We start from the raw sequence: 13,316 nt of genomic DNA on the forward strand, positions 1-13,316 counted from the left end.
CGGTGACCGGCACGCTCAACCCGCAGACGCTGCCCGACAACGACAACATCCCGGGCAACCACTACGCCTACTGCGTGCGCCTCGACGGGCGGCTGTTCATGCAGACCGGGCGGATGATCGCCTACTACCCGGCCCACGGCTCCGGCATCAGGTTCGAGCCGCTCACCGCGGCGAGCGGCGCCGGGTTCGTGGCGTCGCGCTTCTCCGCACCCCTCTACACCCGGGACTGGGTGGTGGCCACCGGCGCCGGGCACCTGCTGCTCGGCGACCGGGGCTACGACATCAACAGCTACGACCTCACCGACGGCAACCTCACCCTGCGCGCCGCGAACCTGCTGGCCTTCGACGCGTCGCTCGAGCTCAAGCAGTCGATCGTGCCCGGCTTCCTCACGCTCATCGGCACGGGGAAGTTCCTGGCCTCCAGCTCCGGCCCGGTGATCTTCGCCGAGCCGCCGATCCGGGTCGACCCGCAGGCGCTCGTCGGGTGGGCCGACTGCCCGTCGCCGTCCCACCACTTCGACGCGGGCTGGATGACCGGGTTCCTCGGTGCCGCCGCCGGCGTCCTCGGGACGACCTCCGGCGAGGAGCGGCAGTTCGACTTCACCGGTGCCGGCACCGTGCTGCTGCAGTCCTCCGAGCACTCGGTGGACGACCCGCACCTGGTGCGCCAGATCGAGTCGCAGGTGAACACCCTCGGAGCGGGCCCACTCGCGCACCTGCAGCAGGTGATCCAGTCCCAGCTCGCCCAGCGCCGCCAGTAACAGCGCCGCCAGTAGGAGCTGCCCCACGTCCGCGCATGTCGCGGCGGCGACCCGGGCACCAGGCACACGTGTCGACGTTGTGGAGCTCCGCCCGGGAACGGCTGCGGGCACTGCGAAGGCCGGGCCGCGAGCGCGAGGTACTGGTGCAGGCGGCCAAGGCCGCACTGGCCGCCCTCGGCGCGTTGCTGGTGACGGCCCCTTGGGCCGGCACCCACGCCTTCCTCGCCCCGTACGCCGCTGTGCTCTCCGTGACCAGCACCGTGCGCGGCTCCTGGAAGGGCGCGGCCCGGCAGGCGGCCACGGTGTCCGCCGGGGTCGTGCTGGCCCACCTCGTGGGCCGGCTCGTGCCGGACGTCACCCTCGCCGTGCCCGTCGTCGTCCTGCTCGGGCTGCTGGTGGGCAGGTGGCGGCAGTTCGGCCCGGACGGGTGGTGGGTAGCCATCACCGCGCTGATCGTGGTGGTCAACGGCACGGCGGCGAACGCGCTGGACCTGGTCGGTTGGGTGGCGCTCAGCATCTGCGGGTCGCTCGTCGGCGCCGGGGTGAACACCCTCCTGCTCCCCCCGGTGCACCTGCGCGACGCGAAGCACGCGGTGGCCACGCTCGTCGCGGAGGTCGCCGCGCAGCTGCGCGACATGGCCCACGCGGTGCACGACGGCTGGTCGGCGGCCGACGCGCGCCACTGGGCGCACAGCGCCCGAGGCCTGCGCCGCGCCGTCCGGCGGGCCGACGACGCGGTCTGGTACGGCCGCGAGAGCGCCCGCTGGAACCCACGCAGGCGCCACATCCGCCGCACCGACTCCCCACTCGCCGGGCCGGGCGTCGTCGACCGGCTCAGCCGCGTCAGCGAACGGGTGCTGCAGGTCAGCGTCCTGCTCTCGAACCTGGCCGAACGGGAGGACCACCCGGGCGACCCGGAGCTGGCCGTCCTGCTCGAGCGGCTCGCCGACGCCGTCGACGTCCTCGCCGAGCGGCCGGACGAGCTCGCCGCCGCGCTCGACGCCCCCGGCGCCGAGGCGCGGCGGCTGCGGGAGGGCGCCGGCGAGCAGGCCGCCCGCGGGGCGTGCGTGATCGCCGTGTCGGACGCGGTGGCCGAGCTGGAGGCCGTCACGGGTTAGCGGAGGCGGATCGAGGGGTAGCTCTCCGGCATGACCTCGGACACGACGGGCGTGCCGGCCCAGCGGTCAGCACCCCTTACGGGCACGCCAGACACTGCGCCCACCGGCTCTGCTTCCACCGGCTCTGCGGCGACCGGTGACCTGAGCGACGTCTCGACCGGCGAGCTCGTCCGCAAGCTCTCCACGCAGCTCTCCGAGCTGGTCCGCCGCGAGCTGGACCTCGCGCGCACCGAGCTCGCCGCCAAGGGCAAGCGGGCGGGCGCCGGAGCCGGGCTCGCAGGCGCCGGCGGAGTGGTGGCCCTCTTCGGGGCCGGCGCACTGGTCGCGGCGGCGGTCGCCGGGCTGGCCACCGCGATGCCGGTGTGGCTGTCGGCCCTGATCGTCGGGGTGGTCCTGCTGATCGTGGCCGGTGTGCTCGCCCTCGCCGGGCGTTCGCGGCTCCGCACGGCCACACCCCCGGTGCCGGAGCAGGCGGTCCGGGGCGTCCAGGACGACGTCTCCACGCTGCGGAACGCGGTGCACCGATGACCGGGTCGGAGAGGACCGGGGCGGAGAGCACGCCGCGCGAGGGCGAGGTCGTCGAGCGGGACGTCGAGCAGCTGCGGGCGGAGATCGGCGACACGGTCGAGGAGCTGGTGCACCGCGTCGACGTGCCACAGCGAGTCCGCGAGAAGCGCGCCGAGGTCACCGAGCGGGTGCAGGCCCAGGTCGCTCATGCCCGTGAGGTCGTGGCGGAGAAGGCTCCCGCGGTCGAGGACGCCGTGCGCAGGCGACCGCTGGTCGTCGGCGGGGTGCTCGCCGCCCTGCTGCTCATGCTCCTGCGCAGCCGACGCCGCAAGCGCGCGTACCGGAAGGACGAGGTCGATGGAACGCGGTAACACCAAGCACAGCCCCCGGGAGGACGAGGCGCTCGCCGACCAGGTGTCCGGCGAGCTCGGCCCGGGCGGGTCGAACCGCGAGGAGTGGGCGTCGGCGGAACCACCGGCCGACGACGACCCGCCCGAGCGCACCGACGGGGAGACGCAGAGCTGAGGTCGGTGTCGCCTCAGTAACCCGCAGCCGGTCGACGGTTCAGCAATCCGAAACCGACGGCGAACACCGCCGCGAGGGCCGCACCGATCGCGGTGATGCCGAAGCCCAGCTCGTACCCCCCGACCGACGGCAGCGCGCCGTTCACCGGCACGTGCGCTGCGAGGACGGCCGCCGCCACCGCACCGGAGATGCTCGCCCCGAGCATCCGGACGAGGCTGTTCACCCCGCTGGCGACGCCGGTCCGCGCGGGTTCGACGTGCTCGATCGCCATCGTGGCGAGCGCCGAGTACGCGAGCCCGATGCCGATCCCGAGCAGCGTCATCGAGGTCAGCACATCGGTGACGTGGGCGTGGGACAGCACGAGCCATAGCTCCGACGCTCCGGTCAGCACCGCACCGATCGCCACCACGTACGGCGCGGACAGCCGCCGGATCAGCCCGCCCGACGCCAGCGAGACGACCATCATCAGCAGCGACGCGGGCAGCAGGTAGAGGCCGGCCTGCAGCACCGAGGCGCCGAAGCCGTACCCCGTGGCCGCGGGTGCCTGCACGAACTGCGGCGCCAGCGAGAACCCGCCGAACATCGCGAACCCGAGCAGCATCGACGCGACGCTCGCCCCGATCGTGCCGCGGTGGGTCAGCAGGCCGATGTCGACGAGCGGCTCCGCCGTGCGGCGCTCGACGGCGACCCAGACCGCGAGGAGCACGGCCGAGGCGGCGAACAGGCCAAGGACGCCCACCGACGTCCAACCCCAGCTCTGGCCTTCGGTGATGCCGAGCAGCAGCGTGACCAGGCCGCCCGCGAGGAGGATCGCCCCCGGGATGTCCGGTCGCCCGCCCTGCGGCGGCGTCGGGTCGCGCAGGACGAGCGCACCGATCACCAGCGCGGCCGCGGCGAGCACCGCCATCACCCAGAACACGGTCCGGAACCCGGTGGTGTACTGCGCGATCACGCCGCTCAGCACCAGGCCGAACCCGCTGCCGATGCCGATCGTCGCGCTGATCGTCCCGATACCCGTCGCCATCTTCTCCGGCGGCAGCACGCCGCGCACGACGCCGATCGACAGCGGGATCACCGCGACCGAGAAGCCCTGCACCACCCGCCCGGCCAGCAGCGCCGGCAGCGAGGACGAGAGCCCCGCGATCACCGACCCGACCAGCATCAGCACGAACGACACCAGCAGCATCCGCCGCCGTCCGTACATGTCCCCGAACCTGCTGAACAGCGGCGTGGCCACCGCTCCGACGAGCATGCTGATCGTGAACGTCCAGCTCACGGCCGTGACACTGGTGCCGAACTCGGCCTGCAGCCGCGGGAGCAGCGGGAGCACCGCGCTCTGCTGCATGACCGTTACCGCCGCCCCGAAGGCTGCCGCTGCGACGACCGGCCACCCCTGCGCGGGCGAGGCCCCGCGCAGCCCGGACGATCTCGAAACGGCATCGGTTTCGGCGGCTGGTAGAGCCTGTGTCATGTCAACCCTTCGAAAGACTACCTTTGGTAGGTAACCAACTCGAGTAGACTACCTACCTAACTTAGGTAACCGTCAAGGGGGATCCGTCGTGCAGGACTACGGCGACGAGCTGCTGGACGCCACGACGTCCATCAGCCGGCTGACCCGGATGCTCCGCCGCAGCAAGCTTTCCGAGCGCGCGTGCGCCGAGGCCGGCATCGTGCTCGACCGGATCGGCCTGCAGATCCTGGGCCACGTCCGCAAGGCCGAGCAGCCGCCCAGCGTCAAGGAGCTCGCCGAGGCGATGCAGGTCGAGGGGCCCCACGCCACCCGGCAGGTCCAGCGCCTCGTAGCCCGCGGGCTGCTCGAGAAGAACGTCGACCCGGACGACCGGCGGGTGGCCCGGCTCGCGCTCACCCCCGAAGGCGTCGAGCTGATCGACCGCTACCACGCGGTGATCAAGGGCTGGATGCGCGACGCGGTTGCCGACTGGCCCGCCGAGGACAAGCGGCAGGTCTGCCGGCTCGTCACGCGCTGGGTGGACGACATCGAGACGTACTTCGACGAGCTCGACAACCAGCCGTTCCCGAGGGCCCGGCCCTAGTACGCCACGGTGAACCGGGCTCGGCGATGGACCGGCGCCTCGACCTCGTCCAGCAGCGCCACCGCCAGGTCCTCCACCGAGATCGCCGAACGACCGGCGGCGTCGATGAGAAGCTCGTCGCCGCCTCGCCGATAGCGGCCGGTGCGTGTCCCGGGGCGCAGCTCGGCGGGCGGGCTCAGGTAGGCCCAGTCCACGTCGGCGGCGGCCCGGCAGGCCGCGAGCTGGTGCACGCCCGCCCGGGCGATGGCGCGGTACTCCGGCCCGACGAGATCAGGATCCTCGGCCTCGAGTCGCCCGCCCGAGCCGGGCACGGTGAGGCTGCCCGCTCCGCCGACGACCAGCAGGCGGGCCCCGGTGCCGACGATCCCGGCCAGCAGCGCCTTCGTCGTGGTGACGAGCTCGTCCTCGCGTCCGGCGGGCGGGCGCGTGGCCGCGACCACGACGTCCTGCCCGGTGCCCAGCCGGGTGACCTCGGCGACGTCGGACGCGTCGCCGGTGCGGACGCGCACCCCTTCGGGGAGGTCGGCTGCGCGAGCCTCGTCCCGGACGACGGCGGTCACCTCGTGGCCCCGAGCGGCCGCCTCGGCCACCACCCGGCTGCCGACCATTCCGGCGGCGCCGATCACGGTGATCTGCACGACTGGTTCTCCGATCAGGATCCGACGGGTTCGGGACGGTGCTCGGCGGCGCGCGGCGCGGAGGCCGGCCGGCTCAGCGTCTGGCCCGCGACCAGCGCTCCCAGCGCGACCGCGAGCCCGACGACCTGGGGCACCGTCAGGGTCTGGCCGAGCACGACCAGCCCGGCGAGCGTGGCCGTGAGCGGGTTGGACAGCGTGAGCAGCGAGACCGTGGTGGGGCTCAGCCGCGCGATGCCGCGGAACCACAGCACGTAGGCGACCGCGCCCCCGATGGTCGCGAGGTAGGTGTAGCCGAGGACGTTCGCGGTGGTCAGAGCGGCGGGCAGCCCCTCGACGGCGAGCGTGGCCGGGGCCAGCATCAGACCGCCGAGCGTCATCTGCCATGCAGTGGACACGAGCGGATGGCCGGGGCTCCCCCACCGTTTCGCGAGGACGATCCCGAGCGCCATCAGAGCGACGCCGGTGAGCATCGCGACGACCGCGAGCGCATCGATGTGGGCCTGCGCGGTGAGCGTCATGAGCGCCACGCCCGCCACGCCCGCGAGCGCGGCCAGGAGCTGCCGGGCCGGCGTGCGGGTCCGCAGCGCCAGCCAGGCGAGCCCGGCCACCATGAGCGGTTGCACCGCGCCGAGCGTCGCGGCCACGCCGCCCGGCAGCCGGTAGGCGGCGTAGAACAGCAGCGGGAAGAACGCGGCGAAGTTCACGACCCCGAGAACCGTGAACCGCAGCCACCAGATGGGCGCGGGCGGCATCCGCCGCACCACCAGCAGCACCAGCAACCCGGCCGGCAGGGCACGCAGGAGCGCGGCGAGCAGCGGGCGGTCGGGCGGCAGCAGGGTGGCGGTGACGACGTAGGTGGTGCCCCAACTGACCGGGGCGAGCATGGTCAGCAGCCGGTCCCTCATGGATCTCTCCATCCTGATAATCTCGATGTCGAGATACATGGGACCATCCCTGGTACCTCGACGTCAAGTTTCTCGACATGAAGAGAGTTGGTGCTCGTGGAGGACGCCGTCGACCGAATACTGGGCCAGTGGCGCCGGGAGCGCCCCGAGGTCGCGGACGAGCTGTGGCCAATGGGGCTCGTCGGACGCATCCAGCGGCTCGACCGCGTCCTCGAACGCGAGCTCAAGGCCTTCTACGCGCAGCGCGACCTCGAGCTGTGGGAGGCCGACGTGCTGCTCACCCTGCGCCGCGCCGGCGAGCCGTACGCCCTCACCCCCGGTGCACTGCTCAAGGCGTCCATGATCACGTCCGGGGCGATGACCAACCGCATCGACCGCCTCGAGGCGAAGGGGCTCGTTCGGCGCAGCCCCGGCGCCGACGACCGCCGCTCCGTACGCGTGCAGCTCACGCCCCGCGCCCACGAGCTGATCGACGGCTTTTTCACCGAGCACATCGCGAACGAGGCGCGCCTGTTCGCCGGGCTCAGCAACGGCGAGCGCGAGCAGCTGACGACGCTGCTCCGCACGACCCTGCACGCACTGGGGGACACCGACATCACATGATCACGATTCGATGATCAGTCGGTGTGGGTCACCTTCAGCGCGTAGACCGCGACCGCGCCCGGTGTGCCCTCCGCGTCGCCCTTCTCCGGGCTCGACTGCACGTAGGCGCCGACCTTGAAGTACCAGCCCGTGCCGCTCTTGGTCAGCTCCGCCTTCTTCTCCCCGTTGTAGAAGACGTCGACCCGCCCGTCCGCGGCGACGATCTTCAGGTCGTACGGCGTGCCGAGCCGGTACGCGGGGTCGATGACGGTCTCGCTCTGGCCGTCGTCGGACTGCACGCTCAGGCGCTCGCCTTCGAGGCGGATCTGCAGGACGTCGTCGTTGCCGTCGTGGATCTGCGCCGCCACGACCTCCGGCTTGACCTTCGGAACGGCGAGGATCGCCTCGCGCACCTCGAGGGTGTGCGTGCCGCCCGGGTTCGACCAGGCGGCCTTCTCGTCGCCTTGCATCTCCCGCAGCTCGGAGCGCGGGTAGTGGCTGTTCTTCGTGGTGACGCCGCCGACCTCGGCCATGAAGACGACGCCGTCCCGCGACTCGTTGACCTTGAAGAACTCGTTGGTGAACTTCGACAGCTTCCCCGCGAGCACCTCCTCGGGGCTGCCCGCGGCGCCGGTCGGGAGCGTGAGCTTCCAGTTGCTGAGGTCGAGCAGGTCGGCGGGGAACTCCGCTTTCCCCGCACCGATCGGCGCCTCCTGCCCCGGCGGCTCGGCGATCACCTCGGGGAGCACCGGCAGGTCGGGCAGGGGCGGCGCCGGCAGCGGCGGCAGCGGCACGCCGATGTCGGCAACGGGTGGCGGCAGCGGCGGCGGTGCGGCGCCGCGCGACATCCCCGAGACGCCGCCGGTCGACAGCGCAGCGGCGAGCACAGTGGTCAGAAGAGCGTGGCTGAGTGCCATCACGGACTTCCCCTCGGCCGGACTCGCGCGAGGTCAGCGTGAGTGGTGCGGGAGCGGACGGTGCCGAACGGTAATCACACCGCTCCGCTTTGTTCGGCCGAGTAACTCGAATGTGGATCACCTGATCGCGTAGAACAGCCGCGATCAGATCACCGCGTCCGCCGGGTCCTTGTCGCTGCGCAGGCCCCGCCATGCCGCGTGGCGCAGCCTGCCCTCCTTCGTCAGCACCCGGTAGACGACCTCGCCCACCAGCTCGGGGCGCACCCAGCGGGCCTTGCGGGCCTCGTCGCGGGGCACCTCCTCGTCGAACGGGCTCGCCGGCTGCTCGCGGGCCCGCAGCTCGACCAGGAGCGAGCGCAGCGCGGCCTCCGTGAACCCGGTGCCGACGTGGCCGAGGTAGCGCAGCGACCCGCTGCCGTCGTAGGCGCCCAGGAGCAGCGCGCCGACGTTGTGCGCGCGCCGCCCCTCCCCCGCCGTCCAGCCGCCGATCACCACCTCCTGGGTGTGCAGCAGCGCCGTCTTGATCCAGGCCGCAGAGCGGCGGCCTGGCTCGTAGCGGGACGCGCGGCGCTTCCCGACGACGCCCTCCAGGCCGTGGGCCCGTGCGACCTCGAGCAGCTGCGCGCCGCTCACCCCGGCCGCGGCCGGGGGCACCTGCACCCGGGACCCGGCGATGCCCAGCTCCTCGAGCAGCTCGCGCCGCCGGTCGTACGGCTCGCCGAGCAGCGAGACGCCGTCCACGTACAGCAGGTCGAACACGATGTAGGACACGGGGATGCGCTCGACCAGCTGAGGGTCGGGCGAGCGCACGTGCATCCGGTGCTGCAGCGTGCCGAAGTCGGGCCGGCCGGCCTCGTCGAGGGCGACGAGCTCCCCGTCGAGCAGCACCGGCCGCCCGTCCAGCAGGTCGACGAGGTCGAGGAGCTCCGGGTAGCCGGCCGTGACCTCGTTGCCCCGGCGGCTCTGCGCCCGGATGCGCTCGCCCGCCACGGCCGTGACGGCCCGCACGCCGTCCCACTTGAACTCGAACGACCATCCCGGGCCCGCGGGCGGTTCCCCGGCCGTCGCCAGCATCGGCGACACGGGTGGCGGGAGCGGATCGATCGGTGGCATCCCCGGCAGCCTGCCGGGATCACCGCAGGTCCGCACGGCCGGGGTGCACGATCGGGTGGGCCCGGCGGCCGCCTCTCGAGGGGTGGGGAGGCGGCCGCCGGGGGCACGGGCGGCCGGGGGGGGTTCCGCCGATCCCGTACTACTCCACGGTAACTGTTGCGCGGACAAATTGCTGGATCTTGAGACCGGAATGTCCCACTAGGCTCGGTGTGTGCCGGACCACTCCGAACCAGACGCGGCGCGGGACGCGTCCGACGACGTCACCTTGGACGATGTCGCCGACGAGCTGTACGTCCTGCCGCCCGACGAGTTCATCGGCGGCCGCGACGCGGCCGTCGCCGCGGCCCGCGAACGCGGCGACCGCGACCTGGCGAAGGCCATCGGCAGGCTGCGCAGACCCACCAAGGCCGCCTGGCTGGCCAACCTGCTGGCCCGGCGCCGGTCCGCCCAGCTCGACGGGCTGCTGTCGCTGGCCGCCGGGCTCGCCGACGCCCAGCGCACCCTCGACGGCACCGCGCTGCGCCAGCTGTCCAGCAAGCGCCACCAACTGGTGGCGGCGATGGCCCGCGAGGCGGGCCGGCTGGCGCAGGATGCGGGCGACCCGGCGGCCGAGAGCGTGCTGCGCGAGCTGCAGGGGATCCTCGACGCGGCGCTGGCCCGGCCGGAGATCGCCGAGCAGGTGCGATCGGGCCGCCTCACCCGCACGCTGAGCTACACCGGCTTCGGGCCGGAGGCCGACCCGGACGCCGTGCCGGCGCCGCCCACCCGCCCGGCTCCCCCGGCGTCGGGCGCCGAGCCCGAACCCCCCGCCGCGGACGACGGGGCGGACGACGAAGCGGCCGACCGGAACCGGCTCGGACGGCTGCGAGCCGAACGCGACCGGCGGGCGGAGGCCCTCACCGCCGCGGAGGACGAGGAGGTGGCGGCGCGGGCCAAGCAGGACGCCGACGAGGCAGCGCGGGACGAGGCCGTCACCGCCCGCGAGGACGCCCGCAGGCGGGTGGCCGACCTCACGGCCCAGCTCGAGGCCGCGCGCGAGCAGGAACGCACGGCGACCGCTGCGGCCCGCGACGCGGAGACGGCGGCCAAGGCGTCCGCCCGCGCGGTGGGCGTGGCGGCGTCGCGCACGGCCCGGGCGCAGGCCCGTCTGGAGGAGCTGGACGCTCAGCTGCGGGACGCCTCGCACTCCGGATGAGTGCCGCGATTCACTCTCGTGGCCGCGCGTGTCGATCCCGGTGCGGGGTTACCCGTCGGGCATGGCGAACCCCACCACCGCCCTTCCGACAGCCCCCGAGACCGCAACGATCGACACCGTCGTGGGTCAGCTCCGGGCGCTCGAGCAGCTCACCCGGACCGAGGCGCACATCGCCCGCGTCCGCCTCGGGCAGGCTCGCACCGAGGCCGTGCGACGCGAGCTGGAGCAGAACGGCACCAACTCGGTGCGCCGCGCCGAACGCATCGAGCGTGCACTGCGCGACCTGAACGCCCCGCCGGACGTGGTGACGCCCACGATCGGACGCGTCGTCGCGCTGGTCAAGACGGCGCTCGAGCAGGTGCAGGCCATCGACGAGGCGCTCCTCAGCGACCTGACCCTCGAGCACCAGCTCCTCGACCGGTCCCGCTACCTGCGCGTTCTGGCGCAGGTAGCGGGGCTGGAGGCGGTCGAGCGCCTCGCGGGCGACCTCGTCGACGCGCACACCGCCACCGTCGAGTGGCTCACCACCGTCCTCGCCGAGGAGGCCCTCGGCGGGCCGACCGCCCTCATCCCCACGACCCTGCAGCGCTTAGCGGGCGGCGTGGCCCACGCGGTGGCGCTGCCCACCCGGTTCGCCGTGGAGCAGGTCAACCGCGCCGTCCACACCGTCTACCGCACCGGCGAAGGGGCCATCGGGGCCGTCGAGGGGGTCGCGGGCCGCGCCGCCCGTTTCGGCAACGACGCCCGTGAGGTCGCCACGGCCGGCCGGGACGCGACGCTGCAGCAGGCCGAACGGGTTGCGCGACGCGAAGGGGCCGACACCGTGGCGGGGGCCGTGCACGACACCCGCGCGGAGCTGGGCTCGCTCGCGGCCTCGGAGCTGCCGATCAAGCACTACGAGGAGATGACGGGGCCGAACGCGATCGCCGCCATCCGCAGCCTGAGCGACCCCGACGACCTGCGCGCGATGATCACGTTCGAGCAGTCCCACAAGAACCGCTCCGGCGTCGTCGACGCCGCACAGGCGCACTACGCCGCGATCGCGGAGGACCGGACCGACAAGTGAGAGGTGAGGAAGGTTTGGCCCGCTCTGCCGGGGGCACCATCCGCTCGTGATTCTGTTGTGCCCCCCGGGGGTGTACCGGGCCGAGGGTGACACCGAGTTGCTGATCGACGTGACCCGCGAAGGCGGGTTCGCTCGCGGCAGGGACGTGCTCGACGTCGGAACGGGCAGCGGGGCGCTCGCGCTCGCCGCTGCCCGTTCCGGCGCGGCGAGCGTCACCGCCGTGGACCTGTCGCTGCGCTCGGTCGTCACCACCTGGCTGAACAGCCGCTTGCACGGGGCCCGGGTGGCCGTGCGCCGCGGCGATCTCTTCGGCCCCGTCGCCGGGCGCCGGTTCGGGCTCGTCATGGCGAACCCGCCGTACGTCCCGGCCGAGTCCACCCGGCTCCCGCGCCACGGCATGGGGCGGTGCTGGGACGCGGGCCCCGACGGGCGGGTGCTGATCGACCGGATCTGCGCGGAGGTCCCGCACGTCCTCGCCCCCGGCGGGGACGTCCTGCTCGTGCACTCGGCGATCTGCGGCGTCGATCCGACGCTCGCCGCGCTGGAACGTGCCGGGCTCGTGCCGCGGGTCCTCACGACGGCGACCGTGCCGTTCGGCCCGGTGATGCGGTCCCGCGCTGCGATGCTGGAGTCGCGGGGCCTGATCCGTCCCGGGCAGCGCGAGGAGGAGCTGGTCGTCGTGGGAGCCCGCCATGCCTGACGGCACACCGCGGATCCTGCTCACCGACGAGGGTCCGATGCTCGTGTCCGGCCCGGTGGAGATCGAGCTGCCGGACGGCCGTCGCGTCCGGTCCGAGCGACCCGTCACGGCGCTGTGCACGTGCCGGCGCAGCCGCCGCCAGCCCTTCTGCGACACCAGCCACCGGCGCAAGGTCCGTACACCGAGGGAGGACGACGATCGTGTGGGGTAGCAACCCCGGCAGCAGCACCGTCCGACCGATCGAGGCGCCGCCGCTACCGCAGCCGCGCGGCCCGCTTTCGGCCGCCGTGATCAGCGCGCTGCGGCGGGGTCCCGAGATCCTCCCGCCCGTGGACGACGCCGACCCGTACGGCGACGACCTGCAGCTCGCGCTGTACTGCCTGTACGAGATGCACTACCGCGGCTTCGCCGGTGTGCCCGACGAGCGCGAGTGGGATCCGGCGCTGGTCACGATGCGCGTCGCGGCGGAGCGGCTGTTCCTCGACGCGCTGCGGTCCGAGGTCACCCCGTCGGAAGACGTGGACGCCGAGATCGGCGCACTGCTGGTCGAGCCGATCGATGGCGAGGGTCCGTCCTGGTACCTGGCGAAGCAGGGCGAACGCTGGCAGGTCTGCGAGTACGTGGCGCACCGCTCGCTCTACCACCTCAAGGAGGCGGACCCGCAGGCCTGGGTGATCGCCCGCCTCGACGGGCCGGCGAAGGCGGCGCTCGTCACCGTGGAGCACGACGAGTACGGCGCGGGCGACCCCGACCGGATGCACGCGCGGCTCTTCGCAGAGATGATGCGCGCCCTCGGCCTCGACGACGCCTACGGCGCCTACCTCGATGCGGCCCCGGCCGAGACGCTCGCCGAGGTCAACTTCATGTCGCTGTGCGGGCTGCACCGCGCCCTGCGCGGAGCACTGGTCGGGCAGTTCGCCACCGTGGAGCTCACCTCCTCCCCCGGCTCGGACCGCCTGGTGCGGGCGATGCGGCGGCTGGAACTGCCGGAGGCCGCGGTCGAGTTCTACGCCGAGCACGTCGAGGCGGACGCGGTGCACGAGCAGCTGGTGCGCCGCGGCGTGATCGCCCCGCTGCTCGCGGCGGAGCCGGCGCTCGCCGCGGACGTCGTGTTCGGGATCCGCGCGAGCGGGCTGCTCGCCGACCGGTTCGGCGAGCGGGTCCTCAACGACTGGGCCCACGGCCGGTCGTCGCTGCGGCAGCCGCTGCCAGCCTGACGGGCAGACTGGGGGGCG

17 protein-coding genes are annotated in these 13,316 nt (G+C 73.5%); 12 read left to right on the forward strand and 5 right to left on the reverse strand.

The genetic code is table 11. The annotated features are described in order from the left end of the window. Positions 1-2: 2 nt before the first annotated feature. The 5 genes from FB388_RS15975 (at position 3) to FB388_RS39445 (ending at position 2,911) form a co-directional block, all read left to right on the forward strand. Complete coding sequence (locus FB388_RS15975) at positions 3-761, forward strand: AIM24 family protein (RefSeq protein WP_170225629.1); 759 nt, start codon at positions 3-5, stop codon at positions 759-761. Between the two features lie 68 nt (positions 762-829). Next, the gene (locus FB388_RS39440; RefSeq protein ID WP_170225630.1) at positions 830-1,879 is read left to right on the forward strand and encodes an aromatic acid exporter family protein; all 1,050 of its coding nucleotides are present in this window, start codon (positions 830-832) and stop codon (positions 1,877-1,879) included. Positions 1,880-1,909: 30 nt separating this feature from the next. Beyond that, the gene (locus FB388_RS15985) at positions 1,910-2,407 is read left to right on the forward strand and encodes a phage holin family protein (protein WP_142101714.1); all 498 of its coding nucleotides are present in this window, start codon (positions 1,910-1,912) and stop codon (positions 2,405-2,407) included. Next, on the forward strand, positions 2,404-2,757 hold the full coding sequence (locus FB388_RS15990) for a DUF3618 domain-containing protein (protein WP_142101716.1): 354 nt from the start codon (positions 2,404-2,406) through the stop codon (positions 2,755-2,757). The genes FB388_RS15985 and FB388_RS15990 overlap by 4 nt, the downstream gene beginning before the upstream one ends. Next, positions 2,744-2,911, forward strand: coding sequence for a hypothetical protein (locus FB388_RS39445; RefSeq protein ID WP_170225631.1), 168 nt, complete (start codon positions 2,744-2,746; stop codon positions 2,909-2,911). Before FB388_RS15990 ends, FB388_RS39445 begins: the two co-directional genes overlap by 14 nt. Positions 2,912-2,924: 13 nt before the next feature. On the opposite strand, the gene FB388_RS15995 is transcribed toward FB388_RS39445, so the two are convergent. Then, entirely contained in the window at positions 2,925-4,382 is a 1,458-nt protein-coding gene (locus FB388_RS15995; protein ID WP_142101718.1) for an MFS transporter, read from the reverse strand. Positions 4,383-4,470: 88 nt separating this feature from the next. Here FB388_RS15995 and FB388_RS16000 point away from each other — a divergent pair, with 88 nt between their 5' ends. After that, positions 4,471-4,965: a MarR family winged helix-turn-helix transcriptional regulator gene (locus tag FB388_RS16000; protein ID WP_142101720.1), complete on the forward strand. Its 495-nt coding sequence runs from the start codon at positions 4,471-4,473 to the stop codon at positions 4,963-4,965. Here FB388_RS16000 and FB388_RS16005 read toward each other — a convergent pair. Then, positions 4,962-5,603, reverse strand: a complete 642-nt coding sequence (locus tag FB388_RS16005; RefSeq protein ID WP_142101722.1) for an NAD(P)-dependent oxidoreductase — start codon at positions 5,601-5,603, stop codon at positions 4,962-4,964. The two genes, FB388_RS16000 and FB388_RS16005, sit on opposite strands and share 4 nt — an antisense overlap. 14 nt (positions 5,604-5,617) lie before the next feature. Further along, the gene (locus FB388_RS16010; RefSeq protein WP_246121962.1) at positions 5,618-6,508 is read right to left on the reverse strand and encodes an EamA family transporter; all 891 of its coding nucleotides are present in this window, start codon (positions 6,506-6,508) and stop codon (positions 5,618-5,620) included. Between the two features lie 90 nt (positions 6,509-6,598). Here FB388_RS16010 and FB388_RS16015 point away from each other — a divergent pair, with 90 nt between their 5' ends. Next, the gene (locus FB388_RS16015) at positions 6,599-7,111 is read left to right on the forward strand and encodes a MarR family winged helix-turn-helix transcriptional regulator (protein ID WP_246121963.1); all 513 of its coding nucleotides are present in this window, start codon (positions 6,599-6,601) and stop codon (positions 7,109-7,111) included. Positions 7,112-7,125: 14 nt separating this feature from the next. Here FB388_RS16015 and FB388_RS16020 read toward each other — a convergent pair whose 3' ends face one another. Then, positions 7,126-8,007 carry a polysaccharide lyase family 7 protein gene (locus tag FB388_RS16020; protein ID WP_170225632.1) on the reverse strand — a complete coding sequence of 294 codons (882 nt, stop codon included), beginning with the start codon at positions 8,005-8,007 and terminating at the stop codon, positions 7,126-7,128. A 144-nt stretch (positions 8,008-8,151) separates the two neighbouring features. Continuing rightward, on the reverse strand, positions 8,152-9,120 hold the full coding sequence (gene ligD, locus FB388_RS16025) for a non-homologous end-joining DNA ligase (protein WP_246121964.1): 969 nt from the start codon (positions 9,118-9,120) through the stop codon (positions 8,152-8,154). Positions 9,121-9,331: 211 nt separating this feature from the next. Here ligD and FB388_RS16030 point away from each other — a divergent pair, with 211 nt between their 5' ends. The 5 genes from FB388_RS16030 to FB388_RS16050 all read left to right on the forward strand — a co-directional run bounded on the left by FB388_RS16030 (position 9,332) and on the right by FB388_RS16050 (position 13,298). Next, a complete protein-coding gene (locus FB388_RS16030) occupies positions 9,332-10,315 on the forward strand; it encodes a coiled-coil domain-containing protein (protein ID WP_142101728.1) in 984 nt (327 codons plus the stop codon). Positions 10,316-10,376: 61 nt separating this feature from the next. Next, positions 10,377-11,381 (forward strand): ferritin-like domain-containing protein, encoded by a 1,005-nt coding sequence (locus FB388_RS16035; protein ID WP_142101730.1) that lies wholly within the window; start codon positions 10,377-10,379, stop codon positions 11,379-11,381. A 46-nt stretch (positions 11,382-11,427) separates the two neighbouring features. Further along, positions 11,428-12,081 (forward strand): HemK2/MTQ2 family protein methyltransferase, encoded by a 654-nt coding sequence (locus FB388_RS16040; protein ID WP_142101733.1) that lies wholly within the window; start codon positions 11,428-11,430, stop codon positions 12,079-12,081. Next, the gene (locus FB388_RS16045) at positions 12,074-12,292 is read left to right on the forward strand and encodes a CDGSH iron-sulfur domain-containing protein (RefSeq protein ID WP_142101735.1); all 219 of its coding nucleotides are present in this window, start codon (positions 12,074-12,076) and stop codon (positions 12,290-12,292) included. Before FB388_RS16040 ends, FB388_RS16045 begins: the two co-directional genes overlap by 8 nt. Continuing rightward, positions 12,282-13,298, forward strand: a complete 1,017-nt coding sequence (locus FB388_RS16050; RefSeq protein ID WP_246121965.1) for an iron-containing redox enzyme family protein — start codon at positions 12,282-12,284, stop codon at positions 13,296-13,298. The genes FB388_RS16045 and FB388_RS16050 overlap by 11 nt, the downstream gene beginning before the upstream one ends. Positions 13,299-13,316 lie beyond the last annotated feature (18 nt).

Source organism: Pseudonocardia cypriaca (genome assembly GCF_006717045.1).
In the GTDB taxonomy this organism is placed as follows: Bacteria; Actinomycetota; Actinomycetes; order Mycobacteriales; family Pseudonocardiaceae; genus Pseudonocardia; species Pseudonocardia cypriaca.